Annotated in this window: 16 protein-coding genes; 4 read left to right on the forward strand and 12 right to left on the reverse strand. The window is 45.2% G+C overall.

Going from position 1 to position 21,706, the window contains the following annotated elements:
* Window positions 1-10 precede the first annotated feature (10 nt).
* From nuoH to hexA, 8 genes are all read right to left on the reverse strand, one after another.
* Window positions 11-988: an NADH-quinone oxidoreductase subunit NuoH gene (gene nuoH / locus Xsto_RS00285; protein WP_099108385.1), complete on the reverse strand. Its 978-nt coding sequence runs from the start codon at window positions 986-988 to the stop codon at window positions 11-13.
* On the reverse strand, window positions 988-3,711 hold the full coding sequence (gene nuoG / locus Xsto_RS00290) for an NADH-quinone oxidoreductase subunit NuoG (RefSeq protein WP_099108470.1): 2,724 nt from the start codon (window positions 3,709-3,711) through the stop codon (window positions 988-990). The genes nuoH and nuoG overlap by 1 nt, the downstream gene beginning before the upstream one ends.
* A 55-nt stretch (window positions 3,712-3,766) precedes the next feature.
* The gene (gene nuoF / locus Xsto_RS00295; RefSeq protein WP_099123734.1) at window positions 3,767-5,131 is read right to left on the reverse strand and encodes an NADH-quinone oxidoreductase subunit NuoF; all 1,365 of its coding nucleotides are present in this window, start codon (window positions 5,129-5,131) and stop codon (window positions 3,767-3,769) included.
* A complete protein-coding gene (gene nuoE / locus Xsto_RS00300; protein WP_099108387.1) occupies window positions 5,128-5,673 on the reverse strand; it encodes an NADH-quinone oxidoreductase subunit NuoE in 546 nt (181 codons plus the stop codon). Before nuoE ends, nuoF begins: the two co-directional genes overlap by 4 nt.
* A 2-nt stretch (window positions 5,674-5,675) precedes the next feature.
* Window positions 5,676-7,475: an NADH-quinone oxidoreductase subunit C/D gene (gene nuoC, locus Xsto_RS00305; protein ID WP_193756838.1), complete on the reverse strand. Its 1,800-nt coding sequence runs from the start codon at window positions 7,473-7,475 to the stop codon at window positions 5,676-5,678.
* A 113-nt stretch (window positions 7,476-7,588) separates the two neighbouring features.
* Window positions 7,589-8,263, reverse strand: coding sequence for a NuoB/complex I 20 kDa subunit family protein (locus Xsto_RS00310; RefSeq protein WP_099108389.1), 675 nt, complete (start codon window positions 8,261-8,263; stop codon window positions 7,589-7,591).
* Window positions 8,264-8,278: 15 nt separating this feature from the next.
* On the reverse strand, window positions 8,279-8,767 hold the full coding sequence (locus Xsto_RS00315; RefSeq protein WP_241537845.1) for an NADH-quinone oxidoreductase subunit A: 489 nt from the start codon (window positions 8,765-8,767) through the stop codon (window positions 8,279-8,281).
* Window positions 8,768-9,476: 709 nt separating this feature from the next.
* Window positions 9,477-10,451: a transcriptional regulator HexA gene (hexA, locus tag Xsto_RS00320; RefSeq protein WP_099108390.1), complete on the reverse strand. Its 975-nt coding sequence runs from the start codon at window positions 10,449-10,451 to the stop codon at window positions 9,477-9,479.
* 800 nt (window positions 10,452-11,251) lie between these two features.
* Here hexA and Xsto_RS00325 point away from each other — a divergent pair.
* Together Xsto_RS00325 and yfbR are read left to right on the forward strand one after the other, a co-directional pair.
* The gene (locus Xsto_RS00325) at window positions 11,252-12,469 is read left to right on the forward strand and encodes a pyridoxal phosphate-dependent aminotransferase (RefSeq protein ID WP_099123735.1); all 1,218 of its coding nucleotides are present in this window, start codon (window positions 11,252-11,254) and stop codon (window positions 12,467-12,469) included.
* 284 nt (window positions 12,470-12,753) lie between these two features.
* Window positions 12,754-13,335 (forward strand): 5'-deoxynucleotidase, encoded by a 582-nt coding sequence (yfbR, locus tag Xsto_RS00330; RefSeq protein ID WP_099123736.1) that lies wholly within the window; start codon window positions 12,754-12,756, stop codon window positions 13,333-13,335.
* 98 nt (window positions 13,336-13,433) lie between these two features.
* Here the strand turns inward: yfbR and Xsto_RS00335 are convergent, their stop codons facing one another.
* From Xsto_RS00335 to yfbV, 4 genes are all read right to left on the reverse strand, one after another.
* Window positions 13,434-15,263, reverse strand: coding sequence for an SLC13 family permease (locus Xsto_RS00335; protein WP_099123786.1), 1,830 nt, complete (start codon window positions 15,261-15,263; stop codon window positions 13,434-13,436).
* A 112-nt stretch (window positions 15,264-15,375) separates the two neighbouring features.
* A complete protein-coding gene (locus Xsto_RS00340; RefSeq protein WP_280176236.1) occupies window positions 15,376-16,050 on the reverse strand; it encodes a sugar phosphatase in 675 nt (224 codons plus the stop codon).
* Window positions 16,051-16,356: 306 nt separating this feature from the next.
* On the reverse strand, window positions 16,357-16,797 hold the full coding sequence (locus Xsto_RS00345) for a hypothetical protein (RefSeq protein WP_099123738.1): 441 nt from the start codon (window positions 16,795-16,797) through the stop codon (window positions 16,357-16,359).
* A 695-nt stretch (window positions 16,798-17,492) separates the two neighbouring features.
* Window positions 17,493-17,948 (reverse strand): terminus macrodomain insulation protein YfbV, encoded by a 456-nt coding sequence (yfbV, locus tag Xsto_RS00350; protein WP_099121147.1) that lies wholly within the window; start codon window positions 17,946-17,948, stop codon window positions 17,493-17,495.
* Window positions 17,949-18,212: 264 nt separating this feature from the next.
* Between yfbV and ackA the strand changes: the two genes are divergently transcribed.
* A complete protein-coding gene (gene ackA / locus Xsto_RS00355) occupies window positions 18,213-19,415 on the forward strand; it encodes an acetate kinase (protein WP_099108396.1) in 1,203 nt (400 codons plus the stop codon).
* A gap of 76 nt (window positions 19,416-19,491) precedes the next feature.
* Window positions 19,492-21,636: a phosphate acetyltransferase gene (gene pta / locus Xsto_RS00360; protein ID WP_099108397.1), complete on the forward strand. Its 2,145-nt coding sequence runs from the start codon at window positions 19,492-19,494 to the stop codon at window positions 21,634-21,636.
* The last annotated feature ends 70 nt before the right edge of the window (window positions 21,637-21,706 follow it).

Raw genomic sequence — 21,706 nt, forward strand, 5'->3', positions numbered from 1 at the left:
AATCACCCCTTTATTGAGCGTTGTACAAAATCACTGCGGCAGTCGCCAGCAGGTTGAGTAAAGTTAACGGCAAGCAAATTTTCCAGCCGAATGACATCACCTGGTCATAACGCGGACGCGGTAACGCAGCACGGATCAGAATGAACATCATCATGAAAAATGCTGTTTTCAGCGCAAACCAGACGAATGGAGGCAGGAAAGGCCCATGCCAGCCACCAAAGAAGAGTGTGACGATTAAAGCGGACACCGTCACAATACCGATATATTCACCCACAAAGAACATACCGAATTTCATGCCGGAATATTCAATATGATAACCATCTGCCAGCTCCTGCTCTGCTTCCGGCTGGTCAAAGGGGTGGCGGTGACATACTGCAACCGCCGCAATAGCGAACGTCAGGAAGCCAAAGAACTGCGGGATAATATTCCACAGGTGCTGCTGGGAGTTAACAATATCCACCATATTGAAGGAGCCAGCCTGTGCGACGACTCCCATCATGGATAGACCAATGAAAACTTCATAGCTCAGTGTCTGTGCTGATGCCCGCATTGCGCCTAACAGCGAGTATTTGTTGTTACTCGACCATCCGGCGAACAACACCGCATAAACAGCCAGACCCGCCATCATCATGAAAAACAGAATACCGATGTTCAGATCTGCCGCCATCCATGTCGGGCTGACAGGTACAATGGCAAAAGCCAGTAACAGAGAGCAGAAACCAACGATAGGAGCCAGAGTAAAGATCATCCGGTCTGAGAAGCGTGGTGCCCAGTCTTCTTTGAAGAACATTTTGATCATGTCAGCGACAAGCTGTAATGAGCCGCCCCACCCTACGCGGTTTGGCCCATAGCGATTCTGGAATAGACCAAGAAGACGGCGTTCGCCGAAACTCATGAATGCTCCGCAGACAACCACAACCAGCAGAATAACAATCGCTTTAAGAACAGAAATCAAAATTTCTGTCAATTCGGGAGTCAGCCAGTTCATTATGCAACCTCCCGTAAGTTATTGACTGCTCTGCCTGCCAGAACCGGCGGAATACCCGGCATTCCCAATGGCAGCCCAATCTGCCCCTGAGCAAGATTGCTGCTCAGGCGCACCGCTAAGCGCAATTGCTGCCCCGAACAATCAAATTCCATCATGGAACCTTCTTTCACATTAAGATGTTCAGCATCCTGACGGTTCATCATCACATACGGCTCAGGCATACGCTCCTGAATGACATCTGCCCGCTGGGATAACTCCTCACTACCAAACAGATGGAAATAAGGTGCGATGTACCATTCATTTTTCTGCGCACTAAAAGCAGCCGGAATGCTGTCAAAGTAGTTCAGACCGCCATCCACAGTCTCAATCAGGCGCACACCGGGATCGCCGAAACGCAGCTTACCGCCCACTTCTGCCTGGAATTTATTCCATGCCTGTGGTGAGTTCCAGCCCGGTGCCCACGCAAACGGGATTTGCTGACGATCCGCAAACGGGCTGTTATTCCCTTCCATTGAGAAGGCAAACGCCGTATCGATATCTTGCGGCTGGCGCTGTTCATGAACACTGACATTGGCAAGCATGGCTGTACGGCCACTGTAACGATGAGGTGAACGGGCCAGTTTTTGACCACGGATACGGAATGTGGCATCCGGTGCAGCATTGACGATGCCCTTGAATTGCGGCATTTCTTTGACACAAGCGTCAATCACATGGTCAAGCTGAGTCCAGTCCGTCTGACGCTGTGTATAGGTTGTATGCAGAGAGTGCATCCAGCGCCAGCTTTCCAGCATGACAACAGATTTGTCATAGAATGCAGGCTCATATACCTGGAAGTATCGCTGTGCACGGCCTTCCTGATTCACCAGCGTGCCATCGCTTTCTGCAAAACTGGAAGCAGAGAGGATTAGATTAGCTTTATCCATAATGGCGGTATGCTGATGATCAACAACAATCAGGTTTTTCAGGCTATCCAGTGCACTGTCAATCTTATCGGCAGGAGCGTGACGGTAGAGATCGTTTTCCATCACGATAGCCGTGTCTGAATCGCCTTTAGCAATACGCTGTAAAGCAACATCCAGCGACTGTGCCTCCATCATCGCCAGGCCAAGGCTGTTTGCATAGGCTGCTACATAGGAAAGGCCGACATTGGCTCCGCTGTCTTTCAATGCCCATGCGATATTAGCGGCAGCCTGAATCAGGGTATCACTGCCCGCATTGCTGCCACTGATAATCAGTGGTTTTTTCGCTCCACGCAGTGCCTGAGCAACGATTTCTACTTTCGCTTTCAGTTCATCCGGCAGGTCATTGACAGCAGGAGCAATACTATTCAGGGCATGTGCCACGGCAAAACCGAACCGGGCCTGATCATCAACGGGTGCACGATAATTCCATGCTGCGATATCATCCAGACGAGTATCATCAACGCTGGTCAGGAAGAGCGGATATTTGGCATGTTGACCGATATTCATCACTGCTGCAATTTGCCAGTCCGCTACTTTTTGAGCTGCCGCCATTTCACGGGCTTTGCCCTTAACCGCCTGACGTACCGACAGCGCCATGCGGGCACCTGTCTGTGTCAAATCTTCACCCAACACTAACACAGCGTCGTAATCTTCGATCTCCCGCAAAGATGGCGTATAAACCCCACCCTGTTGCAGAATTTCCAGCATCATGTCGAGACGGTGCTGCTCTTCTGCTGAAATGCCGCTATAGAAATTCTCCGCACCCACTAATTCGCGCAGTGCAAAGTTACTTTCAATACTGGCACGTGGCGAACCGATACCAATCGCGTTTTTCGCCTGACGCAGAATATCTGCCCCGCCCTGCATCACCTGCTCGGCATTCAGTGAAATCCACTGATCACCACGAAGCTGTTGTGGCTGACGAGGGCGATCACCGCGATTGACATAGCCATAACCAAAGCGGCCACGGTCACACATGAAATAGTGGTTAACCGTGCCGTTATAGCGGTTTTCAATGCGGCGTAATTCTCCGTAACGTTCTCCCGGGCTGGTGTTACAGCCGATACTGCACTGCTGGCAGATACTCGGTGCAAACTGCATATCCCATTTACGGTTATAACGTTCAGAGTGCGTTTTATCGGTAAATACCCCTGTCGGGCAAACTTCGACTAAGTTACCGGAAAATTCACTTTCCAGCGTGCCATCTTCAGGGCGGCCAAAGTAGATATTGTCATGTGCGCCATAAACACCCAAATCCGTGCCGTCCGCATAATCTTTGTAGTAGCGGACACAGCGGTAACAGGCGATACAGCGGTTCATTTCATGAGCAATAAATGGGCCCAGTTCCTGATTCTTGTGTGTGCGTTTGGTAAAACGGTATTTACGGAATGAATGCCCCGTCATCACCGTCATATCCTGTAAATGGCAGTTACCACCTTCTTCACAGACAGGACAGTCATGAGGGTGGTTAGTCATCAGCCATTCCACCACACTTGCGCGGAACTGTTTTGCTTCTTCATCATTAATGGAGATATACGTACCATCTGAGGCCGGCGTCATACAGGACATCACCAGACGACCACGTGTATCTTCCGCGTTCTGATATTGCTTAACCGCACACTGGCGGCAAGCACCAACGCTTCCCAGCGCTGGATGCCAGCAAAAATAAGGGATATCAAGCCCCAGCGAGAGGCAGGCTTGTAACAGGTTATCAGCCCCGTTTACATCATAATTTTTGCCGTCTACATGTATCGTAGCCATAGTCAGCATGCTTCCCAATGGCCTGCCGTGGCAGGCGTTAATCAAAAATTCTTCTCTACCAACGCTGCTTAAGCAGGTTTGGCTGGATGCCTGCAATCAGGCTGGTATTCCCGTAATCTCTGGTGACAATCCCCGCCTCAAATTCTTCGCGGAAGTACTTAATTGCACTTTGCAAAGGTTCTACGGCACCGGGAGCATGAGCACAGAAAGTTTTGCCGGGGCCGAGGAAGCGACAGAGCTGCTCCAGGGTTTCGATATCACCGGGCTGGCCTTTCCCTTCTTCAATGGCACGGAGGATTTTGACACTCCAGGGCAGACCATCACGGCATGGCGTACACCAGCCACAGGATTCACGGGCGAAAAATTCTTCAAGATTACGGGTCAGGGAAACCATATTGATCTCATGATCAACTGCCATTGCCAGCGCGGTGCCTAAACGACTTCCGGCTTTGGCGATGTGTTCGAAATCCATCGGCAGATCAAGATGTTCTTCGGTCAGAAAGTCGGTTCCTGCCCCCCCCGGCTGCCAGGCTTTAAATTTAAGCCCGTCACGCATACCACCAGCATAATCTTCGAGAATTTCGCGGGCAGTGGTGCCAAATGGCAGTTCCCATAAGCCCGGGTTTTTGACCCGGCCGGAGAACCCCATCAGTTTAGTGCCGGCATCTTTACTTTTGCCTTCACTTAAACCGATGTACCACTCTTTACCGTGTTCAAGAATAGCCGGAACATTACACAGGGTTTCTACGTTATTGACGCAGGTTGGTTTTCCCCAGACACCTGCTGTTGCCGGGAATGGTGGCTTGGAACGAGGGTTGGCACGGCGCCCTTCAAGGGAGTTAATCAGTGCGGTTTCTTCACCACAGATATAACGTCCCGCGCCGGTATGCACAAACAGCTCAAAATCAAAACCACTGCCCAAAATATTTTTGCCCAGTAACCCTGCTGTTTTCGCCTCTTCAATGGCTTTGCGCAGATGAACAGCAGCTTCAACATATTCACCACGCAGGAAGATATAACCGCGATATGCTTTCAGCGCGAAAGCACTTATCAGCATGCCTTCCACCAGCAAATGCGGTAATTGCTCCATCAGAAGACGGTCTTTATACGTTCCCGGCTCCATTTCATCGGCATTACACAACAGATAGCGAATGTTCATGCTTTCATCTTTCGGCATCAGGCTCCACTTCAACCCCGTGGAAAAGCCCGCGCCACCACGCCCTTTCAGGCCAGCATCTTTCACCAGTGTGGTTATTTCATCAGGAGCCATGCCCTTCAGTGCTCTTTCGGCTCCCTTGTAACCATTTTTGCTACGGTATTCATCCAGCCAGACAGGTTGTTGATCATCACGCAACCGCCATGTCAGGGGATGAGCTTCCGCTGTGCGGATAATTTCTTTCACTCCTGAATGCGTTGTCATTGATACTGCTCCAGCAATTTTTCAATTTCTTCGGGTTTCACATAACTATGAGTGTCATCGTCAATCATCATGGTCGGCCCCTTATCACAGTTACCCAGACAGCAGGTTGGCAATAATGTGAAACGGCCATCTGTCGTGGTTTGACCCGGACGGATGCTCAAATGTTTTTCAATTGCCGCCTGAACCCCCTGAAAGCCCGTAATGTGACAAACAACACTGTCACAGTAACGAATGATGTGGCGGCCTACCGGCTGACGGTAAATCTGGCTGTAGAATGTCGCCACGCCTTCCACATCACTGGCGGGAATACCTAATACTTCTGCAATGGCCGAAATTGCACCATCCGGCACCCAACCACGCTGCTTCTGTACAATTTTCAGTGCTTCGATTGACGCTGCACGCGGATCTTCGTAGTGGTGTTTTTCCTGCTCGATAGCATCACGTTCCCCGGCACTCAGTACAAACTCATCCGGTATCTGAGCGTCTGTCACGTTGACCACATCAAGGCGTGCCTGCTTGTTTGCGTTAAATTCACTTTGCATCGTTAGCGATCCACATCAGACATAACAAAATCGATACTACCCAGATAAACGATCAGGTCAGAAACCAGACTGCCGCGTATCACCGAAGGGATCTGTTGTAAATGTGCGAAACTCGGTGTGCGGATACGGGTACGGTAACTCATGGTGCTACCATCACTGGTCAGGTAGTAGCTGTTAATACCCTTAGTCGCCTCAATCATCTGGAATGATTCATTGGCTGGCATGACCGGCCCCCATGACACCTGCAAAAAGTGGTTAATCATGGTTTCGATATGTTGCAGGGTGCGCTCTCTTGGCGGCGGCGTGGTCAGTGGATGATCAGCCTTGAACGGGCCTTCCGGCATATGTTTCAGACACTGCTCAAGGATGCGCATACTCTGACGGATCTCTTCCACTTTCAGCATCACGCGGTCATAACAATCGCCGTTGTAACCAACCGGTACTTCAAAGTCGAAATTTTCATAACCGGAATAAGGGCGCCATTTGCGCACATCAAACTCAATACCGGTTGCACGCAGACCCGCGCCTGTCACGCCCCAGTCCAGTGCCTGCTTCGCATTGTAGGCAGCGACACCGACAGAACGCCCTTTCAGAACACTGTTTTTCAGTGCCGCCTTGACATAAGAATTCAAACGTTTCGGCAACCAGTTCAGTAAGTCACGCAGCAGTTTATCCCAGCCTCGCGGCAGGTCATGAGCAACACCACCGATACGGAACCAGGCCGGATGCATACGGAAGCCGGTAATGGCTTCAACAACATCGTAAACCTTCTGACGGTCGGTAAAGGCGAAGAACACGGGGGTCATCGCACCAACGTCCTGAATAAAGGTACTGATATAAAGCAGATGGCTGTTGATGCGGAACAGTTCAGACAGCATGACGCGGATAGCTTTCACACGCTCAGGCACCTCAATACCCGCCAGTTTTTCAACCGCAAGTACGTAAGGCATTTCGTTAACGCATCCCCCCAGATATTCAATCCGGTCGGTATAAGGGATGTAACTGTGCCATGACTGACGCTCACCCATTTTTTCCGCACCGCGGTGGTGGTAGCCGATGTCAGGAACACAATCAACGATCTCCTCACCATCAAGCTGAAGAATGATGCGGAATGCACCATGCGCTGACGGGTGATTTGGCCCGAGGTTAAGAAACATGAAGTCCTCATTTTCGGTTCCACGTTTCATGCCCCACTCTTCTGGTTTGAAAGTCAGGGCTTCCATTTCCAGATCTTCTTTCTGTTTGGTCAGCATGAAAGGATCGAATTCCGTGGCGCGAGCTGAATACTCTTTACGCAACGGATGACCTTCCCAAGTAGGTGGCATCAGGATACGACGTAAATTCGGATGACCATTAAATGTAATACCGAACATTTCCCACGTTTCACGTTCGTACCAATTGGCATTCGGGAAAATTGACGTGATAGTCGGGATATTCAGGTCTCTCTCATCAAGTGCGACTTTCAACATAATGTCACGGTTACGCTCGATGGAAAGCAGGTGATAAAACACCGAAAAATCTGCCGCCGGCAGACCTTCCCGGTGAGAACGCTGACGCTCATCAACGCCATGCAAATCAAACAGCATGACATAAGGTTTGGGCAACTTTCTCAGGAACGTGATTACTTCCGTTAACCGTTCCCGCTTAATCCAGACAACCGGCATACCAGTGCGGGTAGGCTGGACGGTAAACGCATCAGGGCCAAATTGGCGATTAAGCTCACTTACGACCGGATCATCAAGGTGATCTCTGGTTTCCCAAGCAGGCCGTACGCTTTCTTGCGCTATCTGATCTGTCATCATTCTTCACCACAACGCTTGATCAGGGTTTAATGTGATCGCAACATAATCTTGAGTTACGACATTGCTCTGGTTATTTTTATGGCTGAAAAGCCTTAAAATAGCGGCTAAAAGCCTTAAATCTCATCTGGGGTACGCAGGTTTTTCACTGCGATACGTTCACCACGCTTCCGTTCTCTTTCTGATTGCATATTTGCGCGGTAAACCCCCTGATCACCAACGACCCATGACAGCGGGCGGCGCTCTTTGCCAATAGACTCCTGCAATAACAGCAGTGCCTGCATATAGGCTTCAGGGCGCGGTGGACAACCGGGAATGTAGACATCGACGGGAATAAACTTATCAACTCCCTGCACGACAGAATAAATGTCGTACATCCCGCCTGAGTTTGCACAGGCTCCCATCGAAATAACCCACTTAGGCTCCAGCATCTGGTCATATAAGCGCTGGATCACAGGTGCCATCTTGACAAAGCATGTACCTGAGATAACCATGAAATCAGCCTGACGGGGAGATGCCCGCAGTACTTCAGCGCCGAAACGGGCAACGTCATGAACTGCGGTAAAAGAAGTCACCATTTCTACATAACAACAGGAAAGGCCAAAGTTATAAGGCCACAGGGAATTCTTTCTTCCCCAATTCACCATGTCATGCAGAGCATGTTCTAATTTACCCATATAGACACTACGGTGGACGTGCTGCTCCAGAGGATCGCTGACAAGCTCCTGCTTTTGCAGGGGGTAACGGTCATTCTCACCGTTCGGATCTATGCGGGTGAGCGTATAATCCATCTTTATGCCTCGCTATTACTGCATTTGACTGTTGTTGGTATTAACATTGGTGGTATTAGCATTAGTGGTACTGACATCAGCGGTATGAACATCAGCACTGGGATGACTGACCTGACGTCTTGAACGTGCGGGTGTCCAGTTCAGTGCTCCGATGCGAGCCAGATAAACCAAGCCTGCTAATAAGACCAAAATGAAAATACTTGCTTCGGCAAAGCCCAGCCAGCCACTCTCTTTGATAGAGACTGACCACGCGTATAAATAAAGGGCTTCAACATCGAAGATGACAAAAAACATGGCAACCAGATAAAATTTCGCCGACAGACGAAGACGGGCACTGCCGACAGAATCGATACCCGATTCATAAGGGACGTGTTTTGCTCTGGCTTTTGCTCTGCCCCCAAGAAAGTACGCTCCCAGTAACATGAACGCAGCCAACCCAAGAGCACCTATCAGGAAAATCGCAAATGCCCAGTTATGGGCCAAAACTCCAGTAGATGTTGACATACTCGTTGCTTACTCATCAAAAGTGGTGTCAAGGTATCTGCTCTTTTAACCGGCAGTGTTGCACCACATCGATTCATGGGAAGGGATAACAACCAAATCTGAAACAGTGCTAATCAATAGCTTGAAAGGCATGGATCATTTTGGTTTTTATTCCTCTCAACAATTTTGTCAGTTACGACAAATATGCTTACTAATTTATTTTACAAAGCACAAACTTTTGATTAACGAATTGTGCTGGTGTATCGCTAAAACGTGTCAGTAGGACAAAAAACTAACAACACACTATAACTAGTCTAACCGATAACTCGACTTTACTACACTATTATCTCAGGAAAAACCTGTCTTTCCACTGTGCAGGGGGGGATATTTTTATGATCAAGTGCACAGTTTCATTGAAAAACATTCAACAACAGAACAGTTTTCATTCAACCATTAATGGACTGTTTCTAAAAGGAACAATTTGAGTTTAATTACGCGACTATTTCTGAAAATAGATCTATTTTATCAGTTTAAAAAATGAAAGTTGTTAACAAAGAAACATTACATTAACTAAAATTAGAAAGGATAATAAAATTAATAAGGGATATTTCTGACAGTAAATATCAGCAATTAGAATGGAAACAGGAAAAGGTTATTAATATATATTTAGAAACAGGCTAATATTTCCACAAATAAAATGGAAATATTAGCCTATAAAACACACGTAATATTACTCGTTTATATTTTCTACTGAGGATTCTTCAATGGATTCAAGAGAGTCATCAGATTCATCAATATCATCTGTTTCATCTGATTCAATGGATGTCACGGTATAAGGTGTTTTCTTATTTTCTATAGCATCAAAAACTGTCAGAACTGATTCATTTTGTTCATTACTGTTTCGATACAAGAAGAACTGTATTTCTGGCAAACGCGGCAGCCCTTCACTCTCACCCAAAATTCTTAAGTCAGCATTCTGCATTTCCAAAGGACGGGCAGTAATACCAACCTCTGCATTGACAGCAGAGCGAACAGCGGATAAGGATGCAGCTTCATAGGCAATACGCCACGGAATACCACTCATATCAAGAGTATCAAGTGCGATTTGACGGAAAGTGTTCGTTTCGTCCATCACAACCAGGGGAACCGGCTCATTTACCTGCAACTGGAAGTCAGGCGCACAGTGCCACAATACTGGTGAAGAACGAAGTACAGTACTAGGATGATGATTAATTTTTGCTGTGGTTAATGCTAAATCAATTTCATGGTTATCCAGCATACTTTCAATAAATTGACTACGTTTAATACGCACATCAACAGCAATACGTGGATAGACAGAAGCAATACGGTTTAACAGGAAAGGAAGCAGAGTATCGACTGTATCGTCAGACGCTCCTATTCTGAGTTCACCGTCTGCATCATTATATGTCAATGATGCGGTAGCATCGTCATTAGCACGCAGGATTTGGCGTGCATAACCAAGAAGTTGAAGCCCATGCTCGGTAAGGAGCTTATTACGTCCATGGCGAGCAAATAATTCTCTCCCCACTAAATGTTCCAAACGTTGCATTTGCTGACTAACAGCCGATTGCGTTCTACAAACTGCTGCTGCTGCTGCTGCAAAAGTATTTAAGTCAGCAACGGCAACGAAAGTCCTTAGCAGATCGAGATCGAGGTTTATTATCTGACGATTTGCATTTATCATTGTTTATTCATCACTTTTTTTTGATTTTAATTACTAACTAACCTGGTGTTTTTACTTCAGCAGTATCAAATAAAATAATACCAATTCTGACACTACTCTACTCTATTAAAGAGGGCAAAGGTTTACTGCATTTTTTTACTACTTATATCATCATGGGTTTTATTTTCTCCTTTCTTAACAAAATTTATGCAATCACTGAATTAATGGCTAAGTAAAAACCTATTTACCTTACATAACCACCAATTTCCAGTACAAATAGTCTTTTTCTGACTTGCTTCAAAGAATAACATAACTTCAATTCGCAAAACTTAACCAAAGCAAACAATATTAGTATTTTTAATGAATTAATACTTTTATTGAAAAGTCATGAAAATGTTACGGGTAAAAATTCAAAAAGATTCTCGAAGTATCTAAGATAAAAACCTTAATTAATTTTATGTCGGCAAAGATAAATTATAAGAATACATTATACAAATTATCTTACTTTTATTGACAATTCAGCCCGCCTTTATGATTTAAACTAAAAATCAGCATCATTCCTTATCTTTTAACAGTTCGTCAACTAAAAACGCCTCATTATGCAGAGTTAAATTCCAAAAAATAAAAAACAACCAGAACTATAAACCAACCAAACTCATGTTTTTAGATAGCAGACTTATTCATTAGACTTTAAAACAACCGTTTTAACCAAAGATATCATGGGCTCTTCAAAAGATTGACTGAGAGGAGTACATTGAACATTAGATTTTTTGTAAGCCGGATAAAATCCACTTTTGCCAAGAAAAAGGTTAAGGCACCCTATGTTTTCCATTAATAAATCCAGCAAATTAGATAATGTCTGCTATGACATTCGAGGTAACGCCCTTAAAGAAGCTAAACGGCTTGAAGAGGAAGGGAATAAGGTACTGAAATTAAACATTGGTAATCCGGCTCCATTTGGTTTCGAAGCACCTGATGAAATTTTAGTTGATGTTATCCGCAATCTGCCAACTGCCCAGGGCTATTCTGATTCGAAAGGCCTGTACTCAGCGCGTAAAGCGATCATGCAACATTATCAGGCGCGGAATATGCTGGATATTACCGTTGAGGATATCTTTATCGGTAACGGTGTTTCTGAACTGATTGTTCAGTCTATGCAGGCCTTGCTCAATACCGGTGATGAAATGCTGGTTCCGGCTCCTGACTACCCGCTCTGGACTGCTGCCGTCTCTCTTTCCAGTGGTAAAACTGTCCATTATTTATGTGATGAGCAACAAGGCTGGTTCCCTGATTTAGATGATATCCGCCGTAAAATAACCCCCCGCACCCGTGGTATCGTCATCATTAACCCGAATAACCCGACTGGCGCGGTATATAGTAAAGAACTCCTGCTGGAAATCGTGGAAATTGCCCGCCAGCATAACCTGATTATTTTCGCGGACGAAATTTACGACAAGATCCTGTACGATGAAGCCCAGCACCATTCCATCGCTGCACTGGCACCGGATCTTTTTACTGTCACCTTTAATGGTCTGTCAAAAACCTACCGTGTTGCTGGTTTCCGTCAGGGATGGATGGTACTAAACGGCCCGAAAAAACAGGCAAAAGGTTATATCGAAGGACTGGAAATGCTGGCATCTATGCGTCTTTGCGCTAATGTGCCGATGCAGCACGCCATTCAAACCGCACTCGGTGGTTATCAAAGTATTAGTGAATTCATTCTTCCGGGTGGACGCCTCTACGAGCAGCGCAACCATGCCTGGGAATTAATCAACCAGATCCCCGGTGTTTCCTGTGTGAAGCCGATGGGCGCTCTCTATATGTTCCCTAAAATTGATACAAAACGTTTCAATATTTATGATGATCAGAAGATGGTTTTGGATCTCTTGTTACAGGAAAAAGTATTATTAGTTCAGGGAACAGCTTTTAACTGGCCGGAACCGGATCATTTCCGTATTGTCACATTGCCACATACCGCAGATCTGCAAATGGCCATTGAAAAATTTGCCCGCTTCCTTGGCAATTATCGGCAAAAATAACTTAAAAATAAATCAGTTATATATTTCACAGCCTTCAGGATGCAGCCAATATACCCTATGGGTTTCGAGTTGCATCACGGCGACGAGGGAATGACAAATTCGTCAGGAACGAATCTACCTCACCAAAGGCTAGCCTCTCAGTTATCTCCGGTCGCATAGTTACCTATGCGACCGAGATGAGTGAACGCAGCCAACAAAAAGAGACAACTTGAAGGCTGTGGGTTTACTTCCTCCTAACCAACGCCCACAATCATAATCACCCTGTTTCATTGTAAGAGAAGATTATGAGCCATTTTTTCGCCCAGTTATCCCGCCTTAAATTGATTAATCGCTGGCCTCTTATGCGTAATGTACGCACAGAAAATGTTTCAGAACATAGTTTACAGGTTGCTTTTGTTGCACATGCCTTGGCAATAATAAAAAACCGTAAATTTAATGGGAATATCAACGCAGAACGAATTGCAATATTAGCAATGTATCATGATGCCAGTGAAGTTATTACCGGGGATTTGCCAACCCCAATAAAATACTACAACCCTCAAATTGCTCATGAATATAAAAAAATAGAAAAAATCGCCCAACATAAATTATTAGATATGTTACCGATTGAATTACAAAATGATTTTCGTTTTATTTTAGATGATCAATATCATAATGAAGAAGAAACTCATATTATTAAACAAGCTGATGCAATATGCGCTTATTTAAAATGTCTGGAAGAATTATCCGCGGGTAATTCTGAATTTAATCAGGCCAAAATCAGGTTAGAAAAAACATTAGAAAAGCGCCACAGTCAGGAAATGGATTATTTCATCACCGTATTTGTTCCGAGTTTCAGCCTTTCTCTTGATGAAATTAGCCTATAAAAACAGCTAAGTCGGCAAAAATCGGGCAGCTTAATATTCTTATTAAGCTGCCCGATATCTATTCAGTCTATTTAAAGATACTTAACCAACAAAAATAATTAGAAAGGAAAAAGAACAGGCACAACAGCCACACTAATAGCTAAGACAACCAAAGTAAAAGGTACACCCAATTTCAGGAAGTCAGCAAAACGATATCCACCCGGCCCTAATATCAACGTATTAACCGGTGAAGAAACCGGCGTCATAAATGCCGCCGAAGCCGCGACTCCAATAATCATTGCAAAAGGAAGAGGAGATACTGCCATCTGTTTGGCTGCTGCAATCGCAATGGGTGCCATTAATACCGCAGTTGCTGTATTGGAAATAAACAGCCCAATAACGGCGCAAAGAATAAATAAACAAACCAGCATAGCGCGTGGGCCCATATTACCGGCAATATCCATTAATCCGCTGACAATCAAATCAATCCCGCCGGTTTTTTGTAGTGCCAGCGCAAATGGCATCATACCAACAATCAGGATAATGCTTGGCCAGTGAATGGCACGATAAGCACTCTCCATATCAATACAGCGAAATTGCCCCATCAGCAAACAAGCGATCAAAGCAGCAATAAAATTCGGAACTTCATTAGTCAGCATCATCGCCACCATTAACGCAAGACAAAACAAGGCATGAGGAGCCTGAGATGCGGCTGGTGCGGCACTTTCTACTTCAATAGGCAAATTCAGCATAATAAAGTCCGGTGCTTTAGTTCTCAGCTCACGTACCAGCTTCCAGTCACCGATTACCAGCAAAGTATCGCCCAGCAGCAAAGGTTCATCAAACAGCTTACCAGCCAGAGCCTTACCACTACGCCGAATACCTACCACATTTAATCCATAGCGGGTACGGAATTTCATACTACGCAGTGATTGCCCCAATAAATCCGATTCAGGGATCACGGAGATTTCTGCCATCCCGACTTCCCGGGATTGATCAGAAAAATATTCACCGCGTAATACCATGGGTTCTAACTGTTGCTCACTACAGAATTGGCGTAAATCTATATCACTGTCGGACATATCCACCAGTAATACATCCTGTTGACGCAGTTCTGTCTCGCCGGTTGGAGCAACCATAACCCGGCGGAATTTTCGCCAGCGCTCAATACCAATTACGTTAGCCCCATAACGTGCGCGTAACCCTAATTCATCCAGAGTATGGCCTATTAATGGTGAACTCTGCCGAACAGCAAGGCGCCGGGCGCGCCCTGATAATTTATAATCACGGATAAGATCACGAAATGACCGATGGTAGCGTTCATCAGGTCTTGGCGGTGTTTTACTTCCCAGCCAACGGCGGACGAGTAACATATAAATAATTCCCGCCAATAAAACTAAAATTCCGATAGGCGTAATGGAAAAGAAACCAAAACCTTGCAGCCCTTCACGCACCAGTTCGCTATTCACCACCATATTCGGTGGTGTTGCAACCAGCGTCATCATACCACTGATAAGGCCAGCGAACCCTAATGGCATCATTAATCGCCCGGATGAAGTCTGCATTCTGGCTGCCACACTTAAAACGACCGGAATAAAAATGGCTACAACGCCCGTGGAACTCATGAAAGCACCCAGTCCGGCAACGGATAACATCAGTAAAGCCAGCATTTTAGTTTCACTGTTACCCGCCACCCTAACCAACCAGTCTCCCATCTGATAGGCCACACCCGTCCTCACCAGTCCTTCACCAATGACAAACAGTGCTGCAATCAATAAAACGTTAGGATCGCTGAAACCGATAGTGGCTTCATTTAAGGAAAGCGTACCACTCAGGACAAAAGCAGTAATAACCAACAAAGCCACGACATCCATTCTGACTTTATTAGTTGTAAAAAGGACAATCGTGACTAATAACAGGGTCAATACCCACAACAGTTCAGTATTCAATACAGCCTCTATCAGAAAAGACGGCCTGCTGGCAGGCAGGCCGGGGATTATCAACAAGAACCTATACTGGGAGCATTAAACCTGTTTTGTATGAAGAATTCTTCGGCTCAGATCAACAATCTATCTGATTCATTTGATAAATCGTTACATAGCCGCCAGATTTAACAATTTCGATATCTTCCAGATTGGTAACAGTCATATGAATTTCATCACGACGGGGAATGCCCGGTTCATCATGAACAACCACAACCTGACAGCCCGCATCTAATCCGGCATGGATACCCGCTGCCGCATCTTCAAAAACCACACACTCTTCCGGTAACAGCCCTAATTTTTGCGCCCCCAGCAAATAAGGCTCAGGGTTTGGTTTACCGTTTTTAACCGATTCGGCTGTCACCCAATAGGCTGGCTCTGGTAACTCAGCTTCTTTATGGCGGGCAGAAGCAAGCGGGATCGTTCCTGATGTGACAATGGCCCAGGGGATCTCCAGCGCATTCAGTTTATCAATCAGGGCAATAGCACCGGGCAAGGCAGTAATACCTTCCATATCTTCTGTTTCGATTTTTTCAATCCACTTAAACGTACTGATAATCTCTTCTTCTGTGGCATCAGGCATAAAATGGCGTATTGATAATAATGCTGGTGTACCATGCACATAGTTCAGCACTTCATCGTGGTCAATACCCAGCTTATCTGCGAATTTAATCCATGCCCGTTCAACAGCAGGCAGTGAATCGATCAGCGTACCATCCAAATCAAATAAAAAACCTCTACATTTCAGCTCCAAACCCAACTCCTTTAAACTCAGTTATGTGTTAATAATTAGTGTAATCTCAACTAAGTTCAGATAGTACTGACGAAGGTAAAAAAATTAAAGCATCAATTCCATTTATCTTTTATCGCGTTCTGCAAATTTAAAACATAACCTGAAAAACCAAATAAAATCGCACATATGCAATATGATAATATCCCTCCTCCAATAAAATCTAAAAGTTGCCACTAAAAAACTCTTTAATAAAAAAAGAATTCTCAGTGACAACTTAATTAAATTTTATTTACCTCTAATTCAACAATATCATTGTAAAGAAAAAATCTAGCATATTGCATGTCTAGGGCAACATCCCCCTCCGCCAAAACCACCAATTTTCCACCCACTAGGACACGGAGGATCAAAACAATCATCACAATAAGGCGGAAGTGGAGGTGGATCATTTTTTATGATATTAAGAGCAATGTTAATCGAATCAGTATCAGGATAAAAACGAACGGTGTAATCTAAACAGTTTGATTCATCACATGTAGCACTAATATTAAAATTAGCGCACTCACTCTTTTTATGAAAAAAAACATACCAGCCAGTATCATTATAATAATGATCCAACTCAATAGAACAAGAGTCCCCATCATCAGACGATATATTCCACTCTATAGATTTATTCTTAGCTATACAATCACCTGAATTACTATCGCTAAAACTCTCATTATGTTTATCGCCAGCTTTCAAAATAATAGGTTGTTTATCTTCCCCAAACATACACTTAGGCTCTACGTTATCTATTATACTATAATGAAAAAATCATAGAATATAATTTCATCATAACAATTCCCTCATATTAATATAAAGCAAATATTTTATGAAATTAATTTTCCAGAATAACTTTCAATTCCACCATCAAAAACAAATTCAATAAGTACTTCCCCTGACAGTAACAAAACAACATTTCTTTATTTAAAAACTCAAACGAAAATAATTTAAAGAAATCAAATTGCCATTAAAAAACAAAATAAAAAGCACCCAATAAATTAAATTAAAACTCTTACAAAAGATAATTAATATATATTACAAAACATCACGATACATAATAAACCCTTTAACAAAATAGCAATAATTATAGATAAACTCGATAATAAATATTTATTCAGCGACATCAATATTTATCCCTTAAAAAAGATTAAATGTCCCTTAGCCTTTTATTGTAAGCTCTATTATCCTCTATAGATTTCGAATAGCCCTCCAAAAAAGACAACTTAAAAAACGGCAGGTGTAGGAAGTTAAATAATGAAAGAGCATAATAAATGCCAGCTTATCAATAAAAGCTCAGAGATATATCGGGATAAGATAGATTTTTCTGATCATGAAAAACCTATCTAAAAAACCGTATTAAATTTATTGGATGGGAAATTTATCAGTCAACCGATACAAAAACTGTCAGAATCCACACTGACAGTTTAAATATCATCAAGAAATGAGTTATCCAGTTGTTTGAACGCACGTTTCAGCAATTCAGCCAAGGATAAATACGTTGGCGTGTTTTCAACTGGCATCATTGCGATCCCTGCTTCGGCAAATTTTTCACGAATTTCGTAAAACCATTTCAGCAAGCTTTCCGGTAAAGGAGTCGCCGCACGTTTTCCCAGCCACCAAAGCCCTTGCAATGGCAGGCTACAGGCAAACAGAGCGGTTGCGATAGATGGGCCTAACTGCCCGCCCAGTGCGATTTGCCACGTCAGAGTAAAAATCGCCAACGGTGGCATAAAACGGATGCCAAAACGGGTCGCTTTAATGATGCGATTTTCAGGAAACACAGGAGCAAGCTGTTTTTCCAGTGGCCACGTCTTCAGATATTGTTGCCCCAGCTGGACTTTTTTGAACCAACCGTGGTTGGCAGGTGGCATCGTATTCATCATGACCTCAATCAATTAAAGGTATAGTTTTTAAAAAATACCTACAAAAGATAAAATCTTTTTTGTAGTATTAATAGCATTAAGTATATTTTGTCTTTAATGCTAGCAAACGGTATCCTACACAGACTTTTGTGTGGTTGCAGCAACAAAACAGAAAACCCGCCTGTTTTCGCAACACTTTGGTTCCGTTTGTTAATAAATTGCTTCTTTTTTTAACATTTTTCTTATTTAAGATTAGATCACAACAAGATAATAGGTAATTCCATGTCAAGTAAGCTGGTACTGGTTCTTAACTGCGGTAGCTCCTCTCTGAAATTCGCTATCATCGATCCTGCTAATGGTGAAGAATATCTTTCTGGTTTGGCTGAGTGCTTCGGTCTGCCTGAAGCTCGTATCAAATGGAAAATTGATGGCGCGAAAAATGAAGCTGCTTTAGGTGCCGGCGCAGCACACAGTGAAGCGCTGAACTTCATTGTTAATACTATTCTGTCTGAAAAGCCAGAACTTTCTGCACAAATTTCAGCCATCGGTCATCGTATCGTTCACGGCGGTGAAAAATTCACTTCTTCTGTCATCATCACTGATGAAGTTATCGAAGGCATCGAAGCTGCGATCCCATTCGCACCATTGCACAACCCTGCACACCTGATCGGTATCGCTGAAGCGAAAAAAGCATTCCCTCATCTGGTTGAGAAAAACATTGCCGTATTCGATACTGCTTTCCACCAGACTATGCCTGAAGAAGCTTACCTGTACGCTCTGCCATACAACCTGTATAAAGAGCACGGAATCCGTCGTTACGGCGCACACGGCACCAGCCACTTCTTCGTTTCCCGTGAAGCAGCAAAAATGCTGAACAAGCCAGCAGAAGAACTGAATACTATCATTTGCCATCTGGGCAACGGTGGTTCTGTTTCTGCGATTGTTAACGGTCAGTGTGTTGACACTTCAATGGGTCTGACTCCACTGGAAGGTCTGGTAATGGGTACTCGTAGTGGTGACATCGATCCAGCTATCGTATTCCATCTGCACGACGCTATGGGCATGAGCATTGACCAGATCAACACTCTGCTGACCAAAGAATCTGGCTTACTGGGCCTGACTGAAGTGACCAGCGACTGCCGTTACGTTGAAGATAACTACGAAACCAAAGCTGACGCTAAGCGTGCAATGGATGTTTACTGCCATCGTCTGGCTAAATACATTGGTGCTTACAGCGCACTGATGGAAGGCCGTCTGGATGCAATCGTATTTACTGGCGGTATCGGTGAGAACTCTGCACTGGTTCGTGAACTGACCCTGAAGAAAATTGCTCTGCTGGGCTTCGAGTACGATCACGATCGCAACCTTGCAGCACGTTTCGGTAAAGACGGTGTGATCACAACTGATAACAGCCGTCCTGCTCTGGTGATCCCAACCAATGAAGAATTGGTGATCGCTCAGGATTCAGCTCGCCTGACTGCATAAGTAATAGATTTCCGGTAGCCGCCAGCCATGCTGGCGGTTATTGCTTGAATGACCAGCAACCGTTAAAGAGGTTTCCGTGTCCCGTACAATTATGTTGATCCCTACTGGCACCAGCGTTGGTTTAACCAGTGTCAGCCTGGGTGTAATCCGCTCCATGGAGCAAAAAGGCGTTCGCCTGAGTGTCTTCAAACCTATCGCCCAGCCACGTAACAGCGGCTCCCAAGACAGAACCACAACGATCATCCGCTCCCACACCAGTATTCACGCTGCTGAACCACTGGCTATGGCTCATGTAGAATCCCTGCTGGCCACGAATAAAAAAGATGTGTTGATGGAAGAAATCGTGGCTAACTACCACGCTAATACCAAAGACGCTGAAGTGGTTTTGATCGAAGGTCTGGTTCCGACCCGCAAGCATCCGTTTGCCCAGTCTCTGAACTATGAAATTGCCAAAACACTGAATGCAGAAATCGTGTTCGTCACTGCACTGGGTACTCACACTCCAGAGCAATTAAAAGAGCAGATTGAACTGAGCCGTGCAGAATACGGTGGCAGCAAGAACAACAACATCATCGGTGTTATTGTCAATAAGCTGAATGCACCGGTTGATGACCAAGGCCGTACCCGTCCGGATCTGTCTGAAATCTTCGACGAAGCAACAAAAGCAACTGTTGCCAATGTCGATCCGGCAACCGTATTCAAAAACAGCCCGCTGCCAATTCTCGGCTGCATTCCATGGAGTTTTGATCTGATCGCAACCCGTGCGATTGACATGGCAAAACACCTGAAAGCTGAGATCGTTAACGAAGGCGCTATCCAGACCCGTCGTATCAAATCTGTGACTTTCTGTGCTCGCAGCATCCCTAACATGCTGGAGTACTTCCGTCCGGGTTCTCTGCTGGTGACTTCCGCAGACCGTCCTGATGTTCTGATCACGGCTTGTCTGGCAGCAATGAACGGCATTGAAGTTGGTGCAGTTCTGCTGACCGGCGGCTACAAAATTGATGATTCCATTCGTGAACTGTGTGAGCGTGCATTCAATACTGGCCTGCCAGTTTTCACTGTGAACACTAACACCTGGCAGACTTCCCTGAACCTGCAAAGCTTCAGTCTGGAAGTTCCTGCGGATGATCACGAGCGTATTGAGAAACTGCAAAACTATGTTGCGCAGCATATCAGCAACGAATGGATCGATTCTCTGGCAGCCACTTCTGAACGTCCGAACCGCCTGTCACCACCAGCATTCCGCTACCAGTTGACTGAACTGGCGCGTCAGGCTGGCAAACGTGTTGTTCTGCCAGAAGGTGATGAACCACGTACCGTTAAAGCTGCGGCTATCTGTGCTGAGCGTGGCATTGCAGAATGTGTTCTGCTGGGTGATCCAGAAGAAATCCGCCGTGTTGCAGCGGCTCAGGGTGTTGAACTGGGTGCGGGTATTGAAATCGTTAACCCGGCAACTGTACGTGAACGTTATGTTCCACGTCTGGTTGAACTGCGTAAAAATAAAGGCATGACTGAAGTTGTGGCTCGCGAGCAACTGGAAGACAACGTTGTTCTCGGCACCATGATGCTGGAACAAAACGAAGTTGATGGTCTGGTTTCCGGTGCAGTTCATACAACGGCAAACACTATTCGTCCGCCATTGCAGTTAATCAAAACCGCGCCAAACAGCTCTCTGGTTTCTTCCGTGTTCTTTATGCTGCTGCCAGAACAAGTACTGGTTTACGGTGACTGCGCAATCAACCCGGATCCAACCGCAGAGCAACTGTCTGAAATCGCCATTCAGTCCGCAGACTCAGCAAAAGCATTTGGTATCGATCCTCGCGTTGCCATGATCTCCTACTCCACCGGTAACTCTGGTGCGGGCAGTGATGTTGAGAAAGTTCGCGAAGCAACCCGTCTGGCGCAGGAAAAACGCCCTGATCTGATCATCGATGGTCCATTGCAGTACGATGCGGCTATCATGGCAGATGTAGCGAAATCCAAAGCACCAAACTCACCAGTTGCTGGTCAGGCTACCGTGTTTATCTTCCCGGATCTGAACACCGGTAACACGACTTATAAAGCGGTACAGCGCTCTGCGGATCTGGTTTCTATCGGACCAATGCTGCAAGGTATGCGTAAACCAGTTAACGACCTGTCCCGTGGCGCACTGGTTGATGACATCGTTTATACCGTTGCTCTGACTGCTATTCAGGCAACTCAGCAAGAAAACGCGTAATTTCCTGCCGCGTTATTCTTATCTGAACAATCCCGGCAAATTGCCGGGATTGTTTATAAAACCACAGCTA

The sequence above is a fragment of the Xenorhabdus stockiae genome, assembly GCF_002632825.1.
GTDB lineage: Bacteria > Pseudomonadota > Gammaproteobacteria > Enterobacterales > Enterobacteriaceae > Xenorhabdus > Xenorhabdus stockiae.